The sequence below is a fragment of the Pseudomonas sp. NBRC 111132 genome (assembly GCF_001320565.1).
Classification (GTDB): domain Bacteria; phylum Pseudomonadota; class Gammaproteobacteria; order Pseudomonadales; family Pseudomonadaceae; genus Aquipseudomonas; species Aquipseudomonas putida_P.
In genome coordinates this window covers 75939-94812 of record NZ_BCBI01000013.1, presented here as the reverse complement: position 1 = coordinate 94812, position 18874 = coordinate 75939, and the positions used below count along the sequence as shown (strand labels likewise).

The window sequence follows — 18874 nt, the reverse complement described above, 5'->3', positions numbered from 1 at the left end:
GCCCGAAAGTTCTCGTTTGACTCTGAATTCTCCAAAAATATTGACATCCACGAATCCATTACATCCCAAACATCGATTCCTTTCGTAGGAGTATCTGGCTTTTCATGCCACCAAATAAACGCCTCACCCTTAAATGCCCCCTCACCTATAGCCAAGTAATCACCAGCCCCGCTAGAAAATACGCCTAACATATCGGGAAGCGCTGGATACTCTTCGTCACACAGGTCCTTTATTTGAACGAAATCCTCCAGTCTCGATGGACCCATGGTACAACCGATGTAAAAACCAAAGCCATTATGCAGCTTTGAGTAAAACTGCTTAAAATCCGCAGGCAGGTCAGGACAGTCATCTAAACTCGAACTTTCAATACCTACTGGAGCGCCCCCCATATAGAAGCACAAATCACCACCATCGACGTAAACATACATAAGATACGGCTTATCACTTACGGCCAAAACAGTGCCTAGCACGCACTTATCAAGCCACGCGCTTACCCATGGTAACTTTTCAGAAAAATCGACCCACTCCGCCGGGATATGTTTTTTTTCATCATCTAAAAAACCAAAGCCAAGCCACTGCTTGGGAAATTTTACTTCAAGGGGCACGTCACAAGATGCGAAATACACATCATAGCCATTTAACTCAGTCACAATACGCTGCTTTAAAGACTCAGACCAATTCATTCCCACCCTCCTTAACAGTTTGCCATTGACCAGCGTCTCCGCTCGCACCAGCCGGTTTTCGCAGTCATAGCTGAAATGCTGCAACTTGCTGTGCCCCGAGCGCTTCTCGATCAGGTTGCCCCACGGGTCGTAGCGGTACTCCTGATCGCGCCACTGCCTGATCCGGTTGTCCTTGACCTTGTCAAACTGCCGCGCAGAAGTCCAGGCGGTTCGCCGCCGCGTCATAACGAAACTCTTCACTGCCGATCAGTGAACCGGTATCGCGGCTGCGCAACTGGCCGTTGGCTTCGTACTCGTACTTGATCTCGCCATGCAGTTTGTCGAGCGTGCGCACCAGTTCTCCTGCTGGGTCGTACTGGTAACGCCGGTGGATCGGGTTATACGCGTGCTCCACCAGCAGCGACGTATTGATGCCGGTGTTGTGTACCTGGGAAAGCTTGTCAGCGGGTAGCGTCGAGGCAAACTGCCAGGCCTTGCGCCCCATGGTGTCATAACCAAAGCAACTGGTGAGCTTGCCCTGGGTGCGGTACACCTCGCGATGCAGGTCGTCACGCTCCATGTCGCTGATCACCTGGCCGTCCAGGTTCAACTGGTGCAGATGCCCGCTGCCGTAATACAGGTGGTTGACCTGACGGCCATCTGGCAGGGTCAGCGTGGTCAGGTTGCTGAGTGGGTCGTACGCATAGCCGAGCGTGCCGTCGGGCGTAATCTCTTGGGTCAGCCTGCCCAGCAGATCGTAGGCATATTCAAGCTTTTCCTCAGTCACCCCAAGCTGCTTGCCGACAGTGCTGGGCTTGCGCTCGATGCTCAATAAACGGTCGCCATCGTCATAGGTGAACTGCTGCTGGGTGTCGCGATTGAGCTTGCTGATCAAGCGGCCGATAGCATCGCGCTCGAACAGCGTGTGACGCTCTGGACCTTCAGCGTTTTCGCCATAGCCAATCTCATCCAGCCGCGTGAGGTGGCCGCCAACGTTGTAGCTGAAACGCCGGGTCAGGTTATCCACCCGCACCTCTTCGCTCAGCCGGTCCGACACGTCGTAGGCAAAGCTGTAGGTGGCGTTGTCTTCTTAGACCAGTGCGATCAGGCCCAAGGCATTGGCGAGTTTTCGGCTGTTGATGACAACGCTGGGTGAGACCTTGGTAATTGCCCCAGTAGAGGTCGCATCGAACTTAAAGCAAACGAGTCAACTAGAGTGGGAATACCCACCCCAGAATTCGGCCAAATCGAACATCAACACTGATCAAGCGAAAGCGAAAATTTTAACTTCATCAAGCAGACCTTTAATTGGCAATGGCTGCTCATCCTTTCTATCTCTAATCAAGACATACTCACCTTCGCCGGGAGAGATAATCTCAATGATTTCATCGGACCAATTAGTCACTTCAATAAAACCACTAGAAACTCCGTTAAGAGCGTCAATTTCCCTCAATAAATCTAGCCACTTGAGGAATGCCCCGGCCTCATCGGTACCACCACCGGTTTTGGGATTATCAAAATAAACCCGAAGTTTAGGGCAAGGCTGCCTCTGCCAATTTAATGTTGGCACGTAATGCAGACGCAACTCTTTGAACTCTTCAACAGTCTCGCGCCCGGAAAATTCGCACCTAAAGATTGGCAAGCATAAAAAAAGATCATCTCTAACCACCCCATCATTACCTTTCAGGTAACCATGGAAATTGCTAGGAACAACGATTACATGAGTGAAGCCTCTTTCAGATGAGCACAACTCAAATATTGAGGGAGATACTCGACTTACCTCTGGCGCAATAGAATTTAAAACATTGAGCGCTAGCGAATCTTTTATCTCGTCTTGAGAAACAACAATCAAATCTAGATCATCGGATGATTTTAACCAATAATTGTATGTATAATCCCGCATTTCATCCTGAAAAAAGCAAACGCCACCAACAAGATCTCTAACGGAATCGTATTCTTCAAGTAGATCATTTCGTGATATCATAGCAATATGCCTCACTCGTAGTTTGGACCAACGTCTTGCCTATATCTAACCCCGCTAGCCCCCATCTTGGCACCCTCGGAACTGTTAGCGGAGCGTAACTTCAGGCTCATATTGCCGGTATCATTATAGAAGTCATTTCTCTCAGCTCGAATTGAATTATAGCCGACTTCATTCCAATGCTCAACAACAGGTTTGTTATGCTCTATGGTCAACCTCGGGTCGTTCCTGTATACCTTATCACCATCCGCAGTCATTACTTTTCCAGCATGTTTTCCACTTTGGATTGTATTAGCATCTAAAACTTCTTCTTTTACACCTGCTCGATAGCCACTGGCGTATTCTGTCTTCCTATTAAGCCTGGCGCCATCTGTTGACTTTATAAATCTACCATCTGGCCCACGCACAGGCCTGGACATGGGTGGAGCTTCAACATCTGGCTTAGATCTAGGAACAATTTTTACATTTCCTAAGTTTGAGCCAAAGCCTTGGACTTTAATTTCATAGCGAGCATCAAACGCCTTCCCGCCCTTGGCGCCGATCCCCCCTCCAAGCAGAGCACCACCAAACGCCATCAACTTCTGGCCGTCGGAGCCCTCTCCAAACAACTCGCCGCCGGCCCAATGCCCTGCCATTCCACCCGCTATACCACCCACCAACCCTGCCACCACCAAAACAGGACTTGCCAGCACAAATGCACTTGCCAGTCCCACCCCCATCACTGCACGCTCCAGCCAGACAGGGACCTCCGGGTCAATGGCATCCGTCGTCTCGGTGCCCCCACCTATATATACATTGGGAGAGCCCGCACTTATTTTCGCATCGCAAACTGTTCTGTCACCTACTCGAGCCGCAGGCTGACCATTTATATATACCGAATCGCTGCCCTGAGCTAATATCTTAGGGATCCCGGGATGATCAGAGCACTCGGCATTATCCAGATGCGCCCTCGCAGCAGGTTTCCCATTTATATAAACGTTGCCCGACCCTGATCGTATTTGTCCCGTTTCACTACAGGCGAACGATAAGCTACCAATCAGTTGACCAATTCCAGCACCAGTAGCGGCTCCCGCGCCCACCATCGCAGCGAGGGCTACCGCCCCAAGCCCGCCGGTGCCAACCACAGCAATACCGATGAGCACTGCACCTGCACCAATCGCCAAACCAGCAAGTAATCCGCCTAAGGCGCTAGAGTGCTCGATTGGATCGTCTAATCTCGCGGCAGCCGCAGTCATGCCGACTCGACCTGTTGCGCATCCCCCTCTCTCGCAGGCGGAAGGCGCAATTGAAGACTATCAACTAAAGTATTGAAAGCACTACGCTCATCTTCTGTCATGCCTTTGGCATTGTTACTCGTACCGGTAATCTGCATGAGCAAAGGGCGCTTGTGCTCATCGTGATGCAGAAAAATCAGCTGTACTTGATGAACCGGTTGGCCTTGTTGCCGCCAGCGAAACTCTACACGCCGCGCCTCCAACCCAGCCACCTCTACCGGGGTAACCGGCTCGATCCACTGAACATGGGACAACGTCTTTTTCAATTCACCCAGCAGTTGTTGTGCAAGCGTCTCCAAGTCTGCATCCTGCTCCGCAGGCGAACGCCCAACAACGAGCGAGAACGGGCTTGGCCCTATATCCGTCAATGTAAAAACATGAAAAGTCTTGTCTTTTAAGTTCTCTGGACGAACGAAGCTCAATTCATTTGTAAGAAAGCGCTCCGGCGGAGGAGGTTCTACATTGAGAGCGCCCTCTTCCAGACGCTCACGTTCAACGCGCTCTTCGCGCTCGCGTCGCTCAGCTAATCGGTCGTAGATATTACCGCGCATGGGACCTTTCCTTGTCGCTAATCAAGACTTGTTCAGATTAATTATCGTGCTGCCTGCAACGTCCACAGTGATACCTGACAGGGTAATCGTGCCATCCGACTTCATCTCCAGCTTGCTGTTTCCGACCTCAAGCGTAATAGACGTTGCTGCCTTAATTTTCACCGCCCCTTGATCCACGGTCACAAAGTACGACCCCTCTTCCACCGCAATGCTGGTTTCCAGCTTGATCGTCTCGGAATGCTTACCTTCGACATTGATCGTTCGATTGCCACCCACCTTGAGACTCTCATCTGCCTCAACCTCGGTATCCAGGTTGCGCTCAGCATGCATGATGATTTGCTCGGCGCCGGCCTTGTCTTCGAAGCGGAAGAAGTTGGCATTCGACCCTTTGCCTTTGGTAGAGCGCGTCAGGAACCCACTCTGGGTCTTGTTCGCCGGCAGTGCCCACGGCGGGGTGTTGCTGCTGTTGTACAGGCTGCCCATGATCAACGGGCGGTCCGGGTTGCCGTCGAGGAACACCACCACCACTTCATCGCCCACACGCGGGATCTGGATGCTGCCGAAGCCGCCACTGGCGCCGGACTGGGCGACGCGTACCCAGCACGAACTGTGGTCGTTGTGCTGGCCTTTACGGTCCCAGTGAAACTGGATTTTCACCCGGCCCAGTTCGTCGGTGAATATCTCTTCGCCGGGTGGGCCAACGATGATGGCAGTCTGCGGGCCGGCGATGGTCGGCCGGGGAGTGCTCAGTTGCGGGCGGAACGGGATCTTCTTGCGCACGCAACTGAACGTGTTGAAATAGCTCGCCTGTTGGCCGCTGAGGTAGTTGTTGTGGCCTTCGCTTTCCACGCTCATCAGCAGGAACTGTCGGTCCTCCACGGCGCCTTGATCGTGGCTGTAGTGCTGCAGCAGTTCGAAGGTATAGCCGGGCTTCATGGCGCGGCAATTACTGGCGCCTTCGAACTTTTTGCCGCGCAGCTCCAGCGCTTCGATACGTAGGCGCAGCAGGGTTTCGCCTTCATCGTAGGTGCCGTGGGTGTACTGACCGGGGAAGTCGTAGATCTCGAAGTTCTCGACATCGCCCTGCTTGTTCACGCTGTTCAGCGCCACCGGCAGGCGGTTGTTGGGCTGGCGGTAATCGAAGGTCTGCGTGGCCATCTTGCCGGACTGCAGCTGGCGGTTGCCGCTCCACTGGGTGATGGAGTCGGCGGTCTCGGTAACCGAGGCGCTGTGGAAACGGATTTGCGGCTGCTCGGGGATGTCCACCAGTGTGCTGGAGTCATCGCAGATGATCATGGTGTGGCCTTCTGCGGTGTGCTCGAAGTAATAGAACATCCCCTCTTCCTCCAGCAGGCGCTGGACGAAATTGAAGTCGGTTTCGCGGTACTGGGTAATGTAGGTGTAGCGCTTCTGCGGGCGGGTCAGGCGGAACTCGTGGCGGGAGAAAGCCGGACACAGGGCGAATACTTCGGTGACCACTTCCTCGACCGTGTTGCCTTGGAAGATCCGCGTGTCGAAGCGGTTCTTCAGCATCGAAAACCAGGGGTTGAGGGTGGCGGTGTAACGGGCCATGCCGCCATCGCTGCCAATGCTGGCAAAGCGCGTAAGGTAACCGGTGATGTGGCGTGGAGCACCTTCGGCCAACTCGATCTCGATGCTCACGTGCTGGCCCATCATGGATTTAAGCGGCACGCCAGAGTCTTCGCAGATCAGCAGCAGTTCGTAGTTGAACGCCCGCGAAAGGCCCTCGACGCCCTTGAAGGTTTCCAGCAACAGTTCCTGCTCAGGGTTGGCCAGGTTGTGAAACTTGAACAGCCGGCGGTTCTGCGGCGATAGCAGCGCGGAGGCCAGTTCCATGATCATGCGAAATCTCCTTGAAAACAGGGCCAGCACGCGCTTGCGATGCTTAGCTACAACTTTGTTCATGCGGGATGCCAGGCAGGCGCACCGCGATTTCATGCGACCGACAGCACCCGAAAAAGTGCCGCGGCGCGTTGACAGAAACGCGACAACTGTCACGCTTTTGCACGTCAGGGCAATTTCCTGAGCCTGCCGTTATCGCTTCCCGTACAACAGTGCATCCAGTTCATCCACCTGCGGTGCGCGGTCGAACAGTTCCTGTGCCAGCTTCTGGATATGCTGCGACCAGGCGACCTTCTCCACCCACTCCGGTGGCATGCCTGACACACCGTACAGCGCGCCAGCCAGCTGGCCGGCTGTGGCCGCGACGCTGTCAGCATCATCGGCAAGGTTGGCGGCCAGAAGAATCGCGTCATGGAAGTTGTTGCTGTTCCATACAGCCCACAGGGCTGCCTCCAGCGTGTCGACCACATAACCAGAAGAGCGGATCTGATCGCGGCTCTTCTGTTTGTACTCGCCAGCATTGATGATCATCGGGCGCGGACGCAGCGAGCGCACCGCAGGTGCAAGGGTTTCTTCCTTGTCTGCACCGTTCAGTGCCAGATGCAGTTGTGCGGCGAGCAACTGGCAACAGTTCACCGCTTCATCGGCGTTATGGGTCACGCTGCTCTGCGTGACGCTTTCCCACCAACTCGCAGACAGTGAATGTCGACGAAAGATGGCCGTGGGCGCGAGGCGTATGATCGAGCCATTACCTGCAGTGGACGGGTCGTAGTTGCCTTGCCAACCGATGCCTTCGCGCAACCAGCCTTCAAGCGCGTTACGTGTAGCGTTGCCGATGTCGAAACAACGGCCATTGACACTGTTTTCCCCGTGTCGATACCAGCGCACCAAGGCATTTGCGTAGGTGGCGTAGTCGAACTTGCCCTGGCTTACATACGTATCCGCCAAGCAAAGCGCCATGCTAGTGTCATCGGTCCACTCGCCGGCAGCAAGCCTGAATGGCCCGCCACCGACCATGTCGTTCACATGCTCCCGGTCGCGCGGCAGGAACTCGAGCGTGGTGCCTACCGCATCGCCAATGGCCAGGCCCAGCAACGCGCCTTTGGCGCGGTCCAGTGCCTGTTCTGGCGTCAAGGTACAGGCCCTGGACTGCAACCAGCGCGGCTTGCTCGCCGGCTCTGCCGGGGCGTCTGCCTGCACGTTGTAGTCCATTCTCTGCTGCAACTGCCGAGAGGGCTCCGGTGACAGGTGCGCGTAGCGCTCCACGTAGTCCGACAACAATGCGTTTGGGCTTCTTAGATCGATCATGGGATTTCTTTGAGAATAAATTGAGTGACGGAGCCATTGTCGACCCTGTCGACAACATTGAAGCGCGTGCCTGGCCCAAACAATACCTCAGCTTCCCTGTGGCCAGACAGAAAGCTGATATCTTTGCCAGTCACGCCCTGCAAGGTCATCTTCACATTACCGTTGAATGCCAGGGCACGGTCTGCAGAAGTACTCAGGAACGCTGCATCACTGGTTGGCAGACCGACTTGCATCCTCGACATGACATCCTCCGGCAACGTAGTACCGCGGAAGGTATCCCCCAACGTGTAGGACGGTAGCTTTGCGAGGCCTTCGTTGGCATGCGTGACGAAGGCCTCCATCTGCGGGCTAAGCGGGGTCTGCCCGCGCAGCGCCGGGTTGATCCACTGATAGCCTTCGTTGGTGGTGTAGCCATGCAGCGCGCCGATCTGATCGTCCGTGAGCAAGGCTGAACGCTTAGGGTCGGTGAAGTCGGCGATGCGCCTGCCCGTGGATATCCAGCGGTCTGCAGTCTGACTACCCACGGCCTCTTGCAAAGACATGACTGCCGGTTTTGCTACAGGCTTCGGTGCCGAGGCTTTTTCCGGCTGACGAGAAGGCTGCAGCGGCTCAGGTTTCTTGAGGGGGGTGGGGCCCTTGATCTGCAGGTCTGGGTGAGCCAGCAGCTTGGCTTCGTTCTTGGCAAGCCAGGCACCAAACTGCTTATTGGCAATGTCGGCCTGCAGCTTGGCACTGCGCGTGGCAATGTTCTCCATGCTGCCCATGATGCCGGCCTTCATCTGTCCGCGCAGCAGGTAGGTGACGATGGCCATCAGTAACAACAACACCAGCTGTTCCTGCCCGCGGGCCAGCTGCCGCGCGGCGCGTTCGGTTCGCTCCTGGATAACGGCCACCGACCCTCCAGTAGGGTCCAGCCCGGCAGGCTTGACGCCTTCTTCGGCATTCCAGGCCGTAGCGATACCCTCCTGAAGAGTGGCCAGGCAAACCGGCAGCCCTTTGATGAAGTATTCGGCGATCGCCGACAGGCCCAACGCAAGAAGGATCAGGTTACCGACCTCCAGACCGATGCCCGCCCCTGCCACGGCGCCGGGCGCCGCGCCGACGCCAAAGGCCAAAGCACCGATCGCACCGCCTGCAGCAGAGCCCACGGCAATACTCCCACCGAGGATCATCGACACTTCCTTCACCAGTTGCAGCAGCACCGGCAAAATCTGTTCGATACCGATCGAAGCCCATTTGCGCTTGAGGTCTTCCTGGAAGATCGGATACGACATCGCCAGTGCCTGTTGCACATTGTCGATGCGATGGCCACCCAGGTAGCCATAGGCTTGGCCGGCGCCATCACTAACGCGCCGAGAGAAACCGTGCCAGCTGTCATTGGCGCTCTGCAGCCCCTGGTGGATGCTCTGGTTCACCGCGCTGAATTTCTGATCGAGGCTGCGCTCGATGTCACTCCAGCTAGGGACGTTAGCTAAAAGGTCCATTTTCTAGATCACAGTCCGTTGAAGAATGGCGTAATTGACACACACCTTGGCGAGCCTGAAGGAAACACAACTGAGCCAACTGATAGCGTATGCCTGCTACGCGAAGTCTGCCGCGTGAGCACCGATTCGAGGGCGTCCGTAATCATGTCAATGCATCCTGCATCAAGCTGGAAATCGCCCAATGAAAACGTGCTTGACAGAGGCTGTCAAATGATGGCCTTGCGCTATAGGGCCATGGAGCTAACGTCAAAATGCCTTTACCAAATGGCGTATTACGGGTTGTTGGAGCAGTAGACGCGTCCGCGATTAAGTAAGTCGGATTGTGTCCGTTGGGTTGGAGAACGCGTATTACGTGGCCATTCAGTCCGGTCGCGGCGTGAAGATCCAACGCCCCGATTGAATGTCGCCGCACAGCCTCGACAGCTATGAACGCCTCTCGCCTCTAGTTCAACAGGTTGACGGGCGATAGCATCCCTTCACAGGTGCCTCTAGCCACGCCATATTCCGTCGCACTGCCATCATTCCACCTTGCCTTGTCATCACCCCGCCAAGCACTCGGTCGCCGCAAAAAATGGGACCTGATTCACTTTTTGAAAGATATTTTTGCCGATAATTTTCATCGATCTCCGGCCCTACTCGCCCCCCAAATTTAGGGCTTGAGCCGCCGTTCCCCGCGCCCCGGCCCCATCGCCAATATCACAGCGCCATTATTGCGCCGCGTCACAATACGAGTAATAAATCGCCCCCTTCGCCGGAACTTCTTCCGCAGTGAGGTGCCCTACTCGGCATTGCTGGCAACACAATATTCATGTGCCAGCACTCAAATTTACCGCCGCCGAAGGCTCTATTTCAGGTCCGCGCCATTGGCGTTTCAGGACGATCAAGCAGGCACATGGACGATGCACCGATGACCCAGACATTCGATGTCGAAGCACTGATCAAGCTGCGTAGCCAGACGCGGGCGATCTCCGATGCGCTGAAGGCGCAGGCGGCGGATTACCTTGCCACCGTGGCGCCGCTGATCCGTCCGCAAACCCTGTTTGGCGAATACCTGCAAGGCGCCCAACGCAGCAGCGGGCGCGAAACCCAGGGCCATTTCCAGTCCCTGATCGAACTCTACGATCGCATCGGCTCGGCCGCGCCATTCCAATTGGTCAGCGAATTGGAAGTGCCGCTGAACCTGATCAGCACCACCCCCGAACTGTTCCCGCTGGAGTACGACAAGGCCCTCGCACAGAGCGGCCAGGTCATCCGCATCACCAGCCCGACACGCTGGGTGGTGGGCTTCCACACCTTCGAACTGGCGCGGTTTCGCAACGTCATCAAAGACCCCAACCGCAGCAGCGCCGAGCTGTACCGCTTCGTGGTGCACTACCTGGTGCTGTTCTACTGCCTGAGCAAGTCGCCAGGCCTTGGCCGGCTGTTCGAAGGCCTGCGCTACAGCCTGAGCTTCGAGCGCCTCAAGGGCTTTGGTGACTTGCCGTTCTGCGTCATCAGCTCGCCGGTGCGTTCGGAACTTCCCGACGATTCGGTCATCCGTAGCAGCACGCAAATTGCCGGCAACACCAGCTTCGAAGAGCTGGTGGGCCGCGACAACATTCTGGAAATGAACGACGACATCCGTCAGCGCCTGCTGCTGACGATCGAAGGCCTGTAACCCGCAACGCCCCTTACCGGGCCGCGCAATGATTCGCAGCGAACTGCTCGCACTGGAGAACACGATGGCGAAGAAGGAAAGCACTCAGCACAAACTCGACCGCGTCCGCGCGCCTCGGGTCCATATCACCTACGACGTGGACATCGGCGATGCCATCGAGAAAAAGGAGCTGCCCTTCGTCGTCGGCGTACTGGGCGACTTTTCCGGCAACCCGCTGGAGCCGCTGCCCAAGCTCAAGGACCGCAAGTTCGTCTTCATCGACCGCGACAATTTCAACGGTGTGCTCAAGGGCATCAAGCCACGCCTGACCTACCGCGTCGACAACACCCTGGCCAAGAACGGCACCCAGCTGGGCGTGGAGCTGAACTTCAACAGCCTCGAAGACTTCGAGCCACAGAACGTGGTCAAGCAGGTGGAACCACTGCGCAAGCTGCTGGAAGTGCGCAACAAGCTGGCCGACCTGCGCAACAAGATGGGCGGCAACGACAAGCTCGAAGAGCTGCTGATGGACGTGCTGCAAAACACCGAAAAGCTCAAGACCCTGGGCAAGGAATTCGGCCGTGAAGCCGAAGTGAAAGACCCATCCAGCAGCGATCGCGCCTGAGCAGGAGCCTTAACATGACCGACAAGCAAACCGCACCGCAACAGGCTGGCGAACTGGTCGAAGTGGAAAACTTCGCCCCACAGCCCTCGCTGCTGGACAGCATCATTTCGCAAAGCCGCGTGGCCCGTTCCGACACCGAACGCAACCGCACCCGCGACCTGATCGGCGAACTGGTGAACCAGGTGCTCGAAGGCGAGATGACCCCGAGCAAGGACCTGATCGCCGTGCTCGACTCGCGTATCGCCGAAATCGACGCGATGCTCTCCGAGCAGATGAACGAAATCATGCACGCTCGCGAGTTCCAGCAGCTGGAAGCCTCCTGGCGTGGCCTGAAGTACCAGGTAGACCAGACCGAAACCAGCACCACGCTGAAAATTCACCTGCTCAATGCCTCCAAGAAAGACCTGGTACGTGATCTGAAGGCTGCCAGCGAATTCGACCAGAGCGCACTGTTCAAGAAAGTCTACGAAGAAGAGTACGGCACTTTCGGTGGCGCGCCGTTCGGCATGCTGATCGGCGACTACGAATTCAACCGCAACCCCGAAGACATGTACCTGCTGGAAGAGATCTCGCACGTGGCCGCAGCGGCGCACGCGCCGTTCATCTCCGCCGCCTCCCCTGAACTGTTCGGCTGGGACTCGTTCACCGAGATGTCCGGCCCGCGAGACCTGGCGAAGATCTTCGACACCGTCGAATACGCCAAGTGGAAATCGTTCCGCGCATCGGAAGACTCTCGCTACGTCGGCCTCACCCTGCCCCATGTGCTTGGCCGCCTGCCGTATGGCCCCGATACCACGCCGGTGGAGGAATTCAACTTCGTCGAAAGCGTCGACGGCCGTGACCACAACAAATACCTGTGGATGAACGCCGCCTATGCCCTTGGCACCCGCGTCACCGATGCCTTCGCCCGCTACGGCTGGTGCGTAGCCATCCGCGGCGTGGAAGGGGGCGGCCTGGTCGAAGGCCTGCCGACCCACACCTTCAACACCGACGATGGCGAAATCGCCCTCAAGTGCCCGACCGAAATCGCCATTACCGACCGCCGCGAAAAAGAGCTGTCGGACCTGGGCTTCATCCCCCTGGTGCACTGCAAGGGCACCGATTATGCCGCATTCTTCGGCACCCAGTCGGCGCAGAAGCAAAAGCAGTACAACACCGACATCGCCAATGCCAACGCACGCCTGTCGGCCCAACTGCAATACATCTTCGCCACCTCGCGTATCGCCCACTACATGAAGGCGATCATGCGCGACAAGATCGGCAGTTTCGCCTCGCGCATGGACGTGGAGCGCTTCCTCAACCAGTGGCTGGCCAGCTATGTGCTGCTCGACGATACCGCCAGCCAGGAAGCCAAGGCCAAGTTCCCGCTGCGTGAGGCCCGCGCCGAGGTGTTCGAGGTGCCAGGCAAGCCAGGCGTGTACAAGGCCGTCACGTACCTGCGCCCGCACTACCAACTGGACGAACTGACCGCCTCGCTGCGGCTGGTCGCCGAGCTGCCACAAGGCGCGCGCGGCTGACAGCCCGCTGTGTACAGGGATGACACATGAGTAACCAGGCCCGCCTGCTGCCCTCGCTGCTCGACCGACTGCTGGACGACCGTCCCTATCAGTCGGCCGAGCCGGCCGCGCAGCGTACCTGCTCGCTGGCCGAGTACAAGGCCAGTATCGTCCGCGACCTGGAAGTGCTGGTGAATACCCGCCAATCGCTGGTCGCCGAGGCGCTCGACGGTTTCAGCCAACTCGGTGGTTCCATCCTTGAATACGGCATGCCTGACTTCATCAGCCGCAGCGTGCTCGACCCACACGATCGTCGCCTTATTCAGCAGCAGCTGGAGCGTGCGATAAGCACCGGCGACCGGCGCTTTCGCCGGGTCCGTGTGCAGCTCTTGGCCCAGCAGGACGGCCACCGCATGTTGACCTTCCGCGTGGACGCCGTGTTGCGTCTGCAGGACATCAGCCGCCAGGTGTCGTTCGACGCCGTGCTGCAGGTCAACACCCAGGAATACAAAGTGCAGAACCTCAACTGATGCTCGACGAACTGCTGCCCTACTACGAAAAGGAACTGTCGCACCTGCGCTTCCTCGGCCAGGAGTTTGCTGCGCAGTACCCGAAAATCGCTTCTCGTTTGCTGATCGAGGGCGACAACTGCGAGGACCCGCATACCGAGCGCCTGATCGAGGCGTTCTCGTTCCTTTCTGCGCGGGTGCACAAGAAGCTCGATGACGAGTTCCCGGAAATCGTCGAATCCTTCCTCGAGGTGCTGTACCCGCATTACCTGCGCCCGACCCCGTCCATGTCGATTGCCGAGTTGAGCCTGGGCAGGCATGAGAAAGTCACCGAGGCATACCACGTGGCGCGCCATACCGAAATGCATGCCAATGCCGTCGAGGGCGTGGTGTGCAAGTTCCGCACCTGTTACCCCGTAGAGCTGTGGCCGATTGCCGTGCAGCAGGCCTCGTTCGCCGAAATGGAACGCTCGGCATTCAACGGCCACAGCGCCGACCTGGTCGCACGCCTGCGTATCCGCCTGACCGCCACAGGTGATGCCCTGTTCGGGCAGATGGAAATGGACCGCCTGCGGTTTTTCCTCGACGGCGAAGCCACGCTGATGCTGCATCTATATGAGTTGCTGTTCAACAACCTGGCCAAGGCCACCCTGAGCTTCCACGACGAGGGCCGCAGCCGTGAAGTCGCGCTGCCAGCCGGTGCGCTAAATGCCGTGGGTTTTACCCGTGACGAAGGCCTGGTGGATTACTCCGAGCGCTCGTTCCTGGGCTACCGGCTGCTGCACGAGTATTTCACCTTCCCCGACAAATTCATGTTCTTCGACCTCAGTGGTTTTGCACGCATCCTGCAAGGCAAGGCTATCGAGCAGGTCGAGATCAATTTCTATTTTTCCGACTACGACCTCAGCGAGCGCCTGGCGCGGCTGACGCAGAACATCGGGCGCAACAATTTCAAGCTCAACTGCACGCCAATCATCAATCTGTTCCGCCAGCAGGCCGAGCCGATCAAGCTGACCCACACCCAGCACGAGTACCCGGTCACGCCTGATACCCGGCTGCACAACGCTGCCGAAGTGGTGTCAATCGACCGCGTGCGCCGGGTGCGCAAACTTGGCGGCATCGACCAGGTCACCACCTGCCTGCCGTTTTTCGAGCCCCGTGGCGAACAGGACCCGCACAGCAGCTTCTGGGTCGCCCGTCGGCGCAATCAGGGTGACGCCACGGCCATGAGCATCCGCGTGGTCGACCGTGACCTGGAGCTGATCGGCGCCAGCAGCGACACCCTCAGCATCGGCCTCACCTGCAGCAACCGCGATGTGCCGCTGATGCTGCCGTTCGGTGGCGAGCGTGGCGATTTCAACATTCCCGCCAACTCGGTAATCAAGGACATCCGCTGCCTGCGCAAGCCCACTGCCACCGTGCGCGTGCCCTTGGGAAAAGGCTTGATCTGGCGGCTGATCGCGCACCTGTCGCTGAACCATATGTCGCTGGTCAGCCAAGGCCGCGAAGTGCTGCTGGAACTGCTGTCGCTCTACAACTACCGCAACGTGTCGGCCATCCGCAAACAGATCAATGGCATCAAGGCCATCAGCAGCGAGCCAGTGGTTGCGCGCATCGGCCATCCGCGGCCGAATTTTGTGCGGGGCGTAGGCATTACCCTCACCCTCGACGAGCACCAATACACCGGCAGCGGCGTGTTCCTGTTCGGCATGGTGCTGGACCACTTCTTCGGCCAGTACTGCTCGATGAACAGCTTCACCCAACTGACCCTGCGTACCCAACAACGAGAAAAGAGAATCGTCCAATGGCCAGCACGCACTGGCGATCAGCCCCTGGTCTGATCGATCAGGCCCGAGCCGAGCCGCACCGATTCGAATTCTTTCAATTGGTGCGCCTGCTCCGCCTGCACTACAGCCGCACCGGTCGCATGGACCTGGCAACCCGGCCCCATGAAGACCCGCTGCGTTTCCGCACCCAGTTGTCGCTGGCATTTCCGGCCAGCGAGGTCAGCGACCTGCACTTTGAGCGCGAAGGCAAGCTATCGCCGGCTGGCCTGCCACTGTCGGAAGTGCAGGTTACCTTCATGGGCCTGGTCGGGCCGTCGGGCGTGCTGCCGCGCCCGTATACCGAGTTGCTGCTCGAGCGCCATGTGCAATACCGCGACGATGCCGCCCATGCGTTTCTCGACATCTTCTCGCACCGTATGACCACGCTGTTCTACGAGGCCTGGCAAAAATACAAGTTCCATATCGAGCACGAGCGCAATGGCACCTCGGGTTTCGATGGCTACCTGCTCAACCTGGCGGGCTTCGGGCCGCGCGCGCAAAAACTGAAGTTCGAAGAACAACCGTCAGTATTGCGTCGTGAGCTGTTCAGCTATTTTGCCGGCCTGCTCAGCCAGAAGCCGCGCAATGCGCTGAACCTCGAACGGATGCTCGGCTTCTATTTCTCGTTGCCGATCCACGTCAAGCAGTTCGCCGGTCGTTGGTTGCACCTGCCGCCTGAACAGCGCACCCAGCTTGGGCGGCGCAACGCCCAGCTCGGCCAAAGCGCCGTAGCGGGCAAGCGAACCTGGGATTACCAATCGTGCATTCGCATCGAGCTGGGCCCACTGAGCCTGGCCGATTACCAGCGTTTTCAGCCGGGCACCGAGTGCTATCGCAAGCTGGTCGAGTTGGTGCGCTTCTATATAGGTGCCGGGCTGGACTTCGAAATCGCCCCGCGCCTCAAGCGCGAGGCAGTGCCACGCGCCCAGCTCGGCCGCAAAGGCAATGTCGCCTTGGGCTGGATGGGCTGGCTCAAACGCCCTGGCCGTGACGCGGAGCCTTCGCGTTGCGCCGTTTTCCACATTCCTTACGATGGGGTCGCCTTGTGAACCTGAAGTCTCTGTTCGCCAAGCTAAACGAAACCAGCCGCACGGCCACCGAAAGCGCGGCGGCCCTGTGCCTGTCGGAGCATCACTACGATGTCGAGGTTGAGCACCTGCTGCTGCAACTGCTCGACAGCAGTGACAATGACCTGGCACCGATCCTGCGCCACTATGAGGTCGTCACCGAGCGCCTGCAGGCGCAACTGGTCACCGCCCTGGGCACCTTCAAGAAAGGCAATACCCGTACCCCAGCGCTGTCGCCGCACATCACCCGCATGATCGAGCAGGCCTGGTTGCTGGCATCGATCGAGTATGGCGTTGGCCAAGTACGCAGCGGCCACTTGCTGCAAGCCCTGCTTGATGATGCCGAACTGCGCCGAGTGGTGATGGCTTCGGCACCGGAGCTGGAAAAGATCAATGCCAATGACCTACGCCTGAACCTTGCCGCACTGGTCGAAGGTAGCGCCGAGTCGCGGCAGGCCAGCCCCCTGGCCAGCCCCGCAGCACCGATTGCCAGCAGCACTAAAGCTGGGGGCAAGACCCCAGCGCTGGACCAGTACACCGTCAACCTTACCCAAAGTGCCCGCGAAGGCCGCATTGACCCAGTCCTGGGCCGCGAGTTCGAAGTGCGGCAAATGGTCGACATCCTCACCCGTCGCCGGCAAAACAACCCGATTCTCACCGGTGAAGCCGGGGTCGGCAAAACCGCCGTGGTCGAGGGCCTGGCCCTGAGAATCGCCCAGGGCGATGTACCAGCGGTGCTCAAGGATGTGGCCCTGCACACCCTTGACCTGGGCCTGCTGCAGGCGGGCGCCGGGGTAAAGGGCGAGTTCGAAAACCGCCTGAAAGCGGTCATCGAAGAGGTCAAGCGCAGCCTGCACCCAGTCATCCTGTTCATCGACGAAGCCCACACCCTGATCGGTTCTGGCGGCCAGGCCGGGCAGAACGATGCCGCCAACCTGCTCAAGCCGGCCCTTGCCCGTGGCGAACTGCGCACCATCGCCGCCACCACCTGGGCCGAATACAAGAAGTACTTCGAGAAAGACGCCGCCCTCGCCCGCCGCTTCCAGGTAGTAAAGGTCGAAGAACCTGATGAAGAAAAGGCCATTCACATGCTGCGCGGGCTACTGGGCAAGATGCGCGAGCACCACAAGGTGGCGGTGATGGACGAAGCGCTGGTACAAGCGGTGCGCCTGTCCAACCGCTACATCACCGGCCGCCAGCTGCCCGACAAAGCCGTTAGCGTGCTCGACACCGCCTGCGCCCGCATCGCCCTGGCGCAGTCGTCGCAGCCAGGCTTGCTGGAAGACTGCCGTCGGCAGATCGACAACCTGCAGGCAGAAATCGCCGTTCTTGGCCACGAAGCGGGCAAAGGCCATGACCATGCCCGTCGCCTAGGCGAGCTGCAGGCCGCGTTGCAGACCGAACAGCAGCGCGAGCAGCAGCTCAACGCGCAGTGGCAACAGGAGCTGGAACTGGTCGAGCAACTCAAGGCACTGGATGCCGCCAACGACACCGACGCCGAGCAGCTCAATACCCTGCGCGCCGAACTGGCCCGTGTGCAAGGTGACCAGCCACTGGTCCACGCCCTGGTCGACAGCGGCGCCATTGCCCAGGTCATCAGCGGCTGGACCGGCATCCCGCTGGGCAAGATGCTGCGCGACGAAATCGATACCGTACAGCGCCTGCCGGCCCTGCTGGGTGAGCGCGTACTGGGCCAGGACCATGCCCTGCAGGAAATCGGCAAACGCATCAAGATTTCCCGCGCGCGCATGGAAGACCCCAACAAACCCATCGGCGTGTTCCTGCTGCTCGGCCCCAGCGGCGTCGGCAAGACCGAAACTGCCCTGGCCCTGGCCGATACGCTGTACGGCGGCGAGCGCAACCTGATCACCATCAACATGTCCGAGTACCAGGAGGCTCACACCGTGTCGAGCCTCAAAGGCTCGCCCCCCGGCTACGTCGGTTACGGCGAAGGCGGCGTGCTGACCGAGGCGGTACGCCGCAAACCCTACAGCGTGGTGCTGCTGGACGAGGTGGAAAAAGCCCACCCCGACGTACTCGAACTGTTTTTCCAGGTCTTCGACAAGGGCGTGCTGGACGACGGTGAAGGCCGCGAGATCAACTTCCGCAACACAGTGATCATCCTCACCTCCAACACCGGCACCGAACGCATTATGCAAACCTGCCTGAATGCAACCGAGCTGCCAACGCCAGAGGCCATCGTCGAAGGCCTGCGCAACGAGCTCAACCAAGTGTTCAAGCCGGCGTTTCTCGGCCGCCTGAACATCGTGCCGTTCTACCCGGTGCAGGACCAGATCCTCGAGCGCATCGTCGCCCTCAAGCTCGAGCGTATCGCCAAGCGCTTCGCCCGCAACCACCAGGCCGAGTTGGGCTACGACGAGGCGCTGGTCAAAGCCATCGCCGCCCGTTGCACCGAGGTCGACAGCGGCGCACGCAACATCGACAACATCCTGTCGCAAACCCTGATGCCCGAGCTCGCCCAGCGTGTGCTCGAACGCATGGCCCAGGACACACCGTTCGAGCGCCTTGTGATCGAACTGGGCAGCGATGGCGATTTCGCCTATCGCCTGGCCTGACCAGTACCCGGAGGTT

At 58.5% G+C, this 18874-nt stretch carries 13 protein-coding genes and 1 pseudogene; 7 read left to right on the top strand and 7 right to left on the bottom strand.

All coding sequences use genetic code 11. The features are described 5' to 3' along the window. Positions 1 to 632: 632 nt before the first annotated feature. The 7 genes and pseudogenes from APH35_RS08890 to tre1 form a co-directional block, all read right to left on the bottom strand. Positions 633 to 1752, bottom strand: a pseudogene (locus tag APH35_RS08890) (type IV secretion protein Rhs); the annotation flags it as partial. Between the two features lie 174 nt (positions 1753 to 1926). Next, the gene (locus APH35_RS08885; RefSeq protein WP_012272390.1) at positions 1927 to 2646 is read right to left on the bottom strand and encodes a hypothetical protein; all 720 of its coding nucleotides are present in this window, start codon (positions 2644 to 2646) and stop codon (positions 1927 to 1929) included. Between the two features lie 11 nt (positions 2647 to 2657). After that, positions 2658 to 3878: a PAAR domain-containing protein gene (locus tag APH35_RS28185; protein ID WP_082425726.1), complete on the bottom strand. Its 1221-nt coding sequence runs from the start codon at positions 3876 to 3878 to the stop codon at positions 2658 to 2660. Next, positions 3875 to 4468, bottom strand: coding sequence for a DcrB-related protein (locus tag APH35_RS08875; RefSeq protein WP_012272392.1), 594 nt, complete (start codon positions 4466 to 4468; stop codon positions 3875 to 3877). The genes APH35_RS28185 and APH35_RS08875 overlap by 4 nt, the downstream gene beginning before the upstream one ends. A gap of 21 nt (positions 4469 to 4489) precedes the next feature. Then, positions 4490 to 6331 (bottom strand): type VI secretion system Vgr family protein, encoded by a 1842-nt coding sequence (gene tssI, locus APH35_RS08870; protein ID WP_012272393.1) that lies wholly within the window; start codon positions 6329 to 6331, stop codon positions 4490 to 4492. 192 nt (positions 6332 to 6523) lie between these two features. Continuing rightward, entirely contained in the window at positions 6524 to 7639 is a 1116-nt protein-coding gene (gene tri1, locus APH35_RS08865; RefSeq protein ID WP_060514567.1) for an ADP-ribosylarginine hydrolase Tri1, read from the bottom strand. Continuing rightward, positions 7636 to 9123: an NAD(+)--protein-arginine ADP-ribosyltransferase Tre1 gene (tre1, locus tag APH35_RS08860; RefSeq protein ID WP_060514566.1), complete on the bottom strand. Its 1488-nt coding sequence runs from the start codon at positions 9121 to 9123 to the stop codon at positions 7636 to 7638. Before tre1 ends, tri1 begins: the two co-directional genes overlap by 4 nt. A 907-nt stretch (positions 9124 to 10030) precedes the next feature. On the opposite strand from tre1, the gene APH35_RS08855 reads away from it, so the two are divergent. The 7 genes from APH35_RS08855 to tssH all read left to right on the top strand — a co-directional run bounded on the left by APH35_RS08855 (position 10031) and on the right by tssH (position 18858). After that, complete coding sequence (locus tag APH35_RS08855) at positions 10031 to 10780, top strand: hypothetical protein (RefSeq protein ID WP_060514580.1); 750 nt, start codon at positions 10031 to 10033, stop codon at positions 10778 to 10780. A gap of 64 nt (positions 10781 to 10844) precedes the next feature. After that, positions 10845 to 11384: a type VI secretion system contractile sheath small subunit gene (gene tssB, locus APH35_RS08850; RefSeq protein WP_012272397.1), complete on the top strand. Its 540-nt coding sequence runs from the start codon at positions 10845 to 10847 to the stop codon at positions 11382 to 11384. A gap of 14 nt (positions 11385 to 11398) precedes the next feature. Next, entirely contained in the window at positions 11399 to 12901 is a 1503-nt protein-coding gene (tssC, locus tag APH35_RS08845; RefSeq protein WP_012272398.1) for a type VI secretion system contractile sheath large subunit, read from the top strand. Positions 12902 to 12927: 26 nt separating this feature from the next. Next, on the top strand, positions 12928 to 13410 hold the full coding sequence (tssE, locus tag APH35_RS08840; protein WP_012272399.1) for a type VI secretion system baseplate subunit TssE: 483 nt from the start codon (positions 12928 to 12930) through the stop codon (positions 13408 to 13410). Further along, entirely contained in the window at positions 13410 to 15230 is a 1821-nt protein-coding gene (tssF, locus tag APH35_RS08835; protein WP_060493116.1) for a type VI secretion system baseplate subunit TssF, read from the top strand. The genes tssE and tssF overlap by 1 nt, the downstream gene beginning before the upstream one ends. Next, on the top strand, positions 15194 to 16264 hold the full coding sequence (gene tssG, locus APH35_RS08830) for a type VI secretion system baseplate subunit TssG (RefSeq protein ID WP_060493115.1): 1071 nt from the start codon (positions 15194 to 15196) through the stop codon (positions 16262 to 16264). The genes tssF and tssG overlap by 37 nt, the downstream gene beginning before the upstream one ends. After that, a complete protein-coding gene (gene tssH, locus APH35_RS08825; protein WP_060514565.1) occupies positions 16261 to 18858 on the top strand; it encodes a type VI secretion system ATPase TssH in 2598 nt (865 codons plus the stop codon). Before tssG ends, tssH begins: the two co-directional genes overlap by 4 nt. The last annotated feature ends 16 nt before the right edge of the window (positions 18859 to 18874 follow it).

Bases quoted from the DNA above. Each gene is read 5' to 3' on its own strand.
- APH35_RS08885 (WP_012272390.1), bottom strand. From the start codon at position 2,646: ATGATATCACGAAATGATCTACTTGAAGAATACGATTCCGTTAGAGAT.
- APH35_RS28185 (WP_082425726.1), bottom strand. From the start codon at position 3,878: ATGACTGCGGCTGCCGCGAGATTAGACGATCCAATCGAGCACTCTAGC.
- APH35_RS08875 (WP_012272392.1), bottom strand. From the start codon at position 4,468: ATGCGCGGTAATATCTACGACCGATTAGCTGAGCGACGCGAGCGCGAA.
- tssI (WP_012272393.1), bottom strand. From the start codon at position 6,331: ATGATCATGGAACTGGCCTCCGCGCTGCTATCGCCGCAGAACCGCCGG.
- tri1 (WP_060514567.1), bottom strand. From the start codon at position 7,639: ATGATCGATCTAAGAAGCCCAAACGCATTGTTGTCGGACTACGTGGAG.
- tre1 (WP_060514566.1), bottom strand. From the start codon at position 9,123: ATGGACCTTTTAGCTAACGTCCCTAGCTGGAGTGACATCGAGCGCAGC.
- APH35_RS08855 (WP_060514580.1), top strand. From the start codon at position 10,031: ATGACCCAGACATTCGATGTCGAAGCACTGATCAAGCTGCGTAGCCAG.
- tssB (WP_012272397.1), top strand. From the start codon at position 10,845: ATGGCGAAGAAGGAAAGCACTCAGCACAAACTCGACCGCGTCCGCGCG.
- tssC (WP_012272398.1), top strand. From the start codon at position 11,399: ATGACCGACAAGCAAACCGCACCGCAACAGGCTGGCGAACTGGTCGAA.
- tssE (WP_012272399.1), top strand. From the start codon at position 12,928: ATGAGTAACCAGGCCCGCCTGCTGCCCTCGCTGCTCGACCGACTGCTG.
- tssF (WP_060493116.1), top strand. From the start codon at position 13,410: ATGCTCGACGAACTGCTGCCCTACTACGAAAAGGAACTGTCGCACCTG.
- tssG (WP_060493115.1), top strand. From the start codon at position 15,194: ATGGCCAGCACGCACTGGCGATCAGCCCCTGGTCTGATCGATCAGGCC.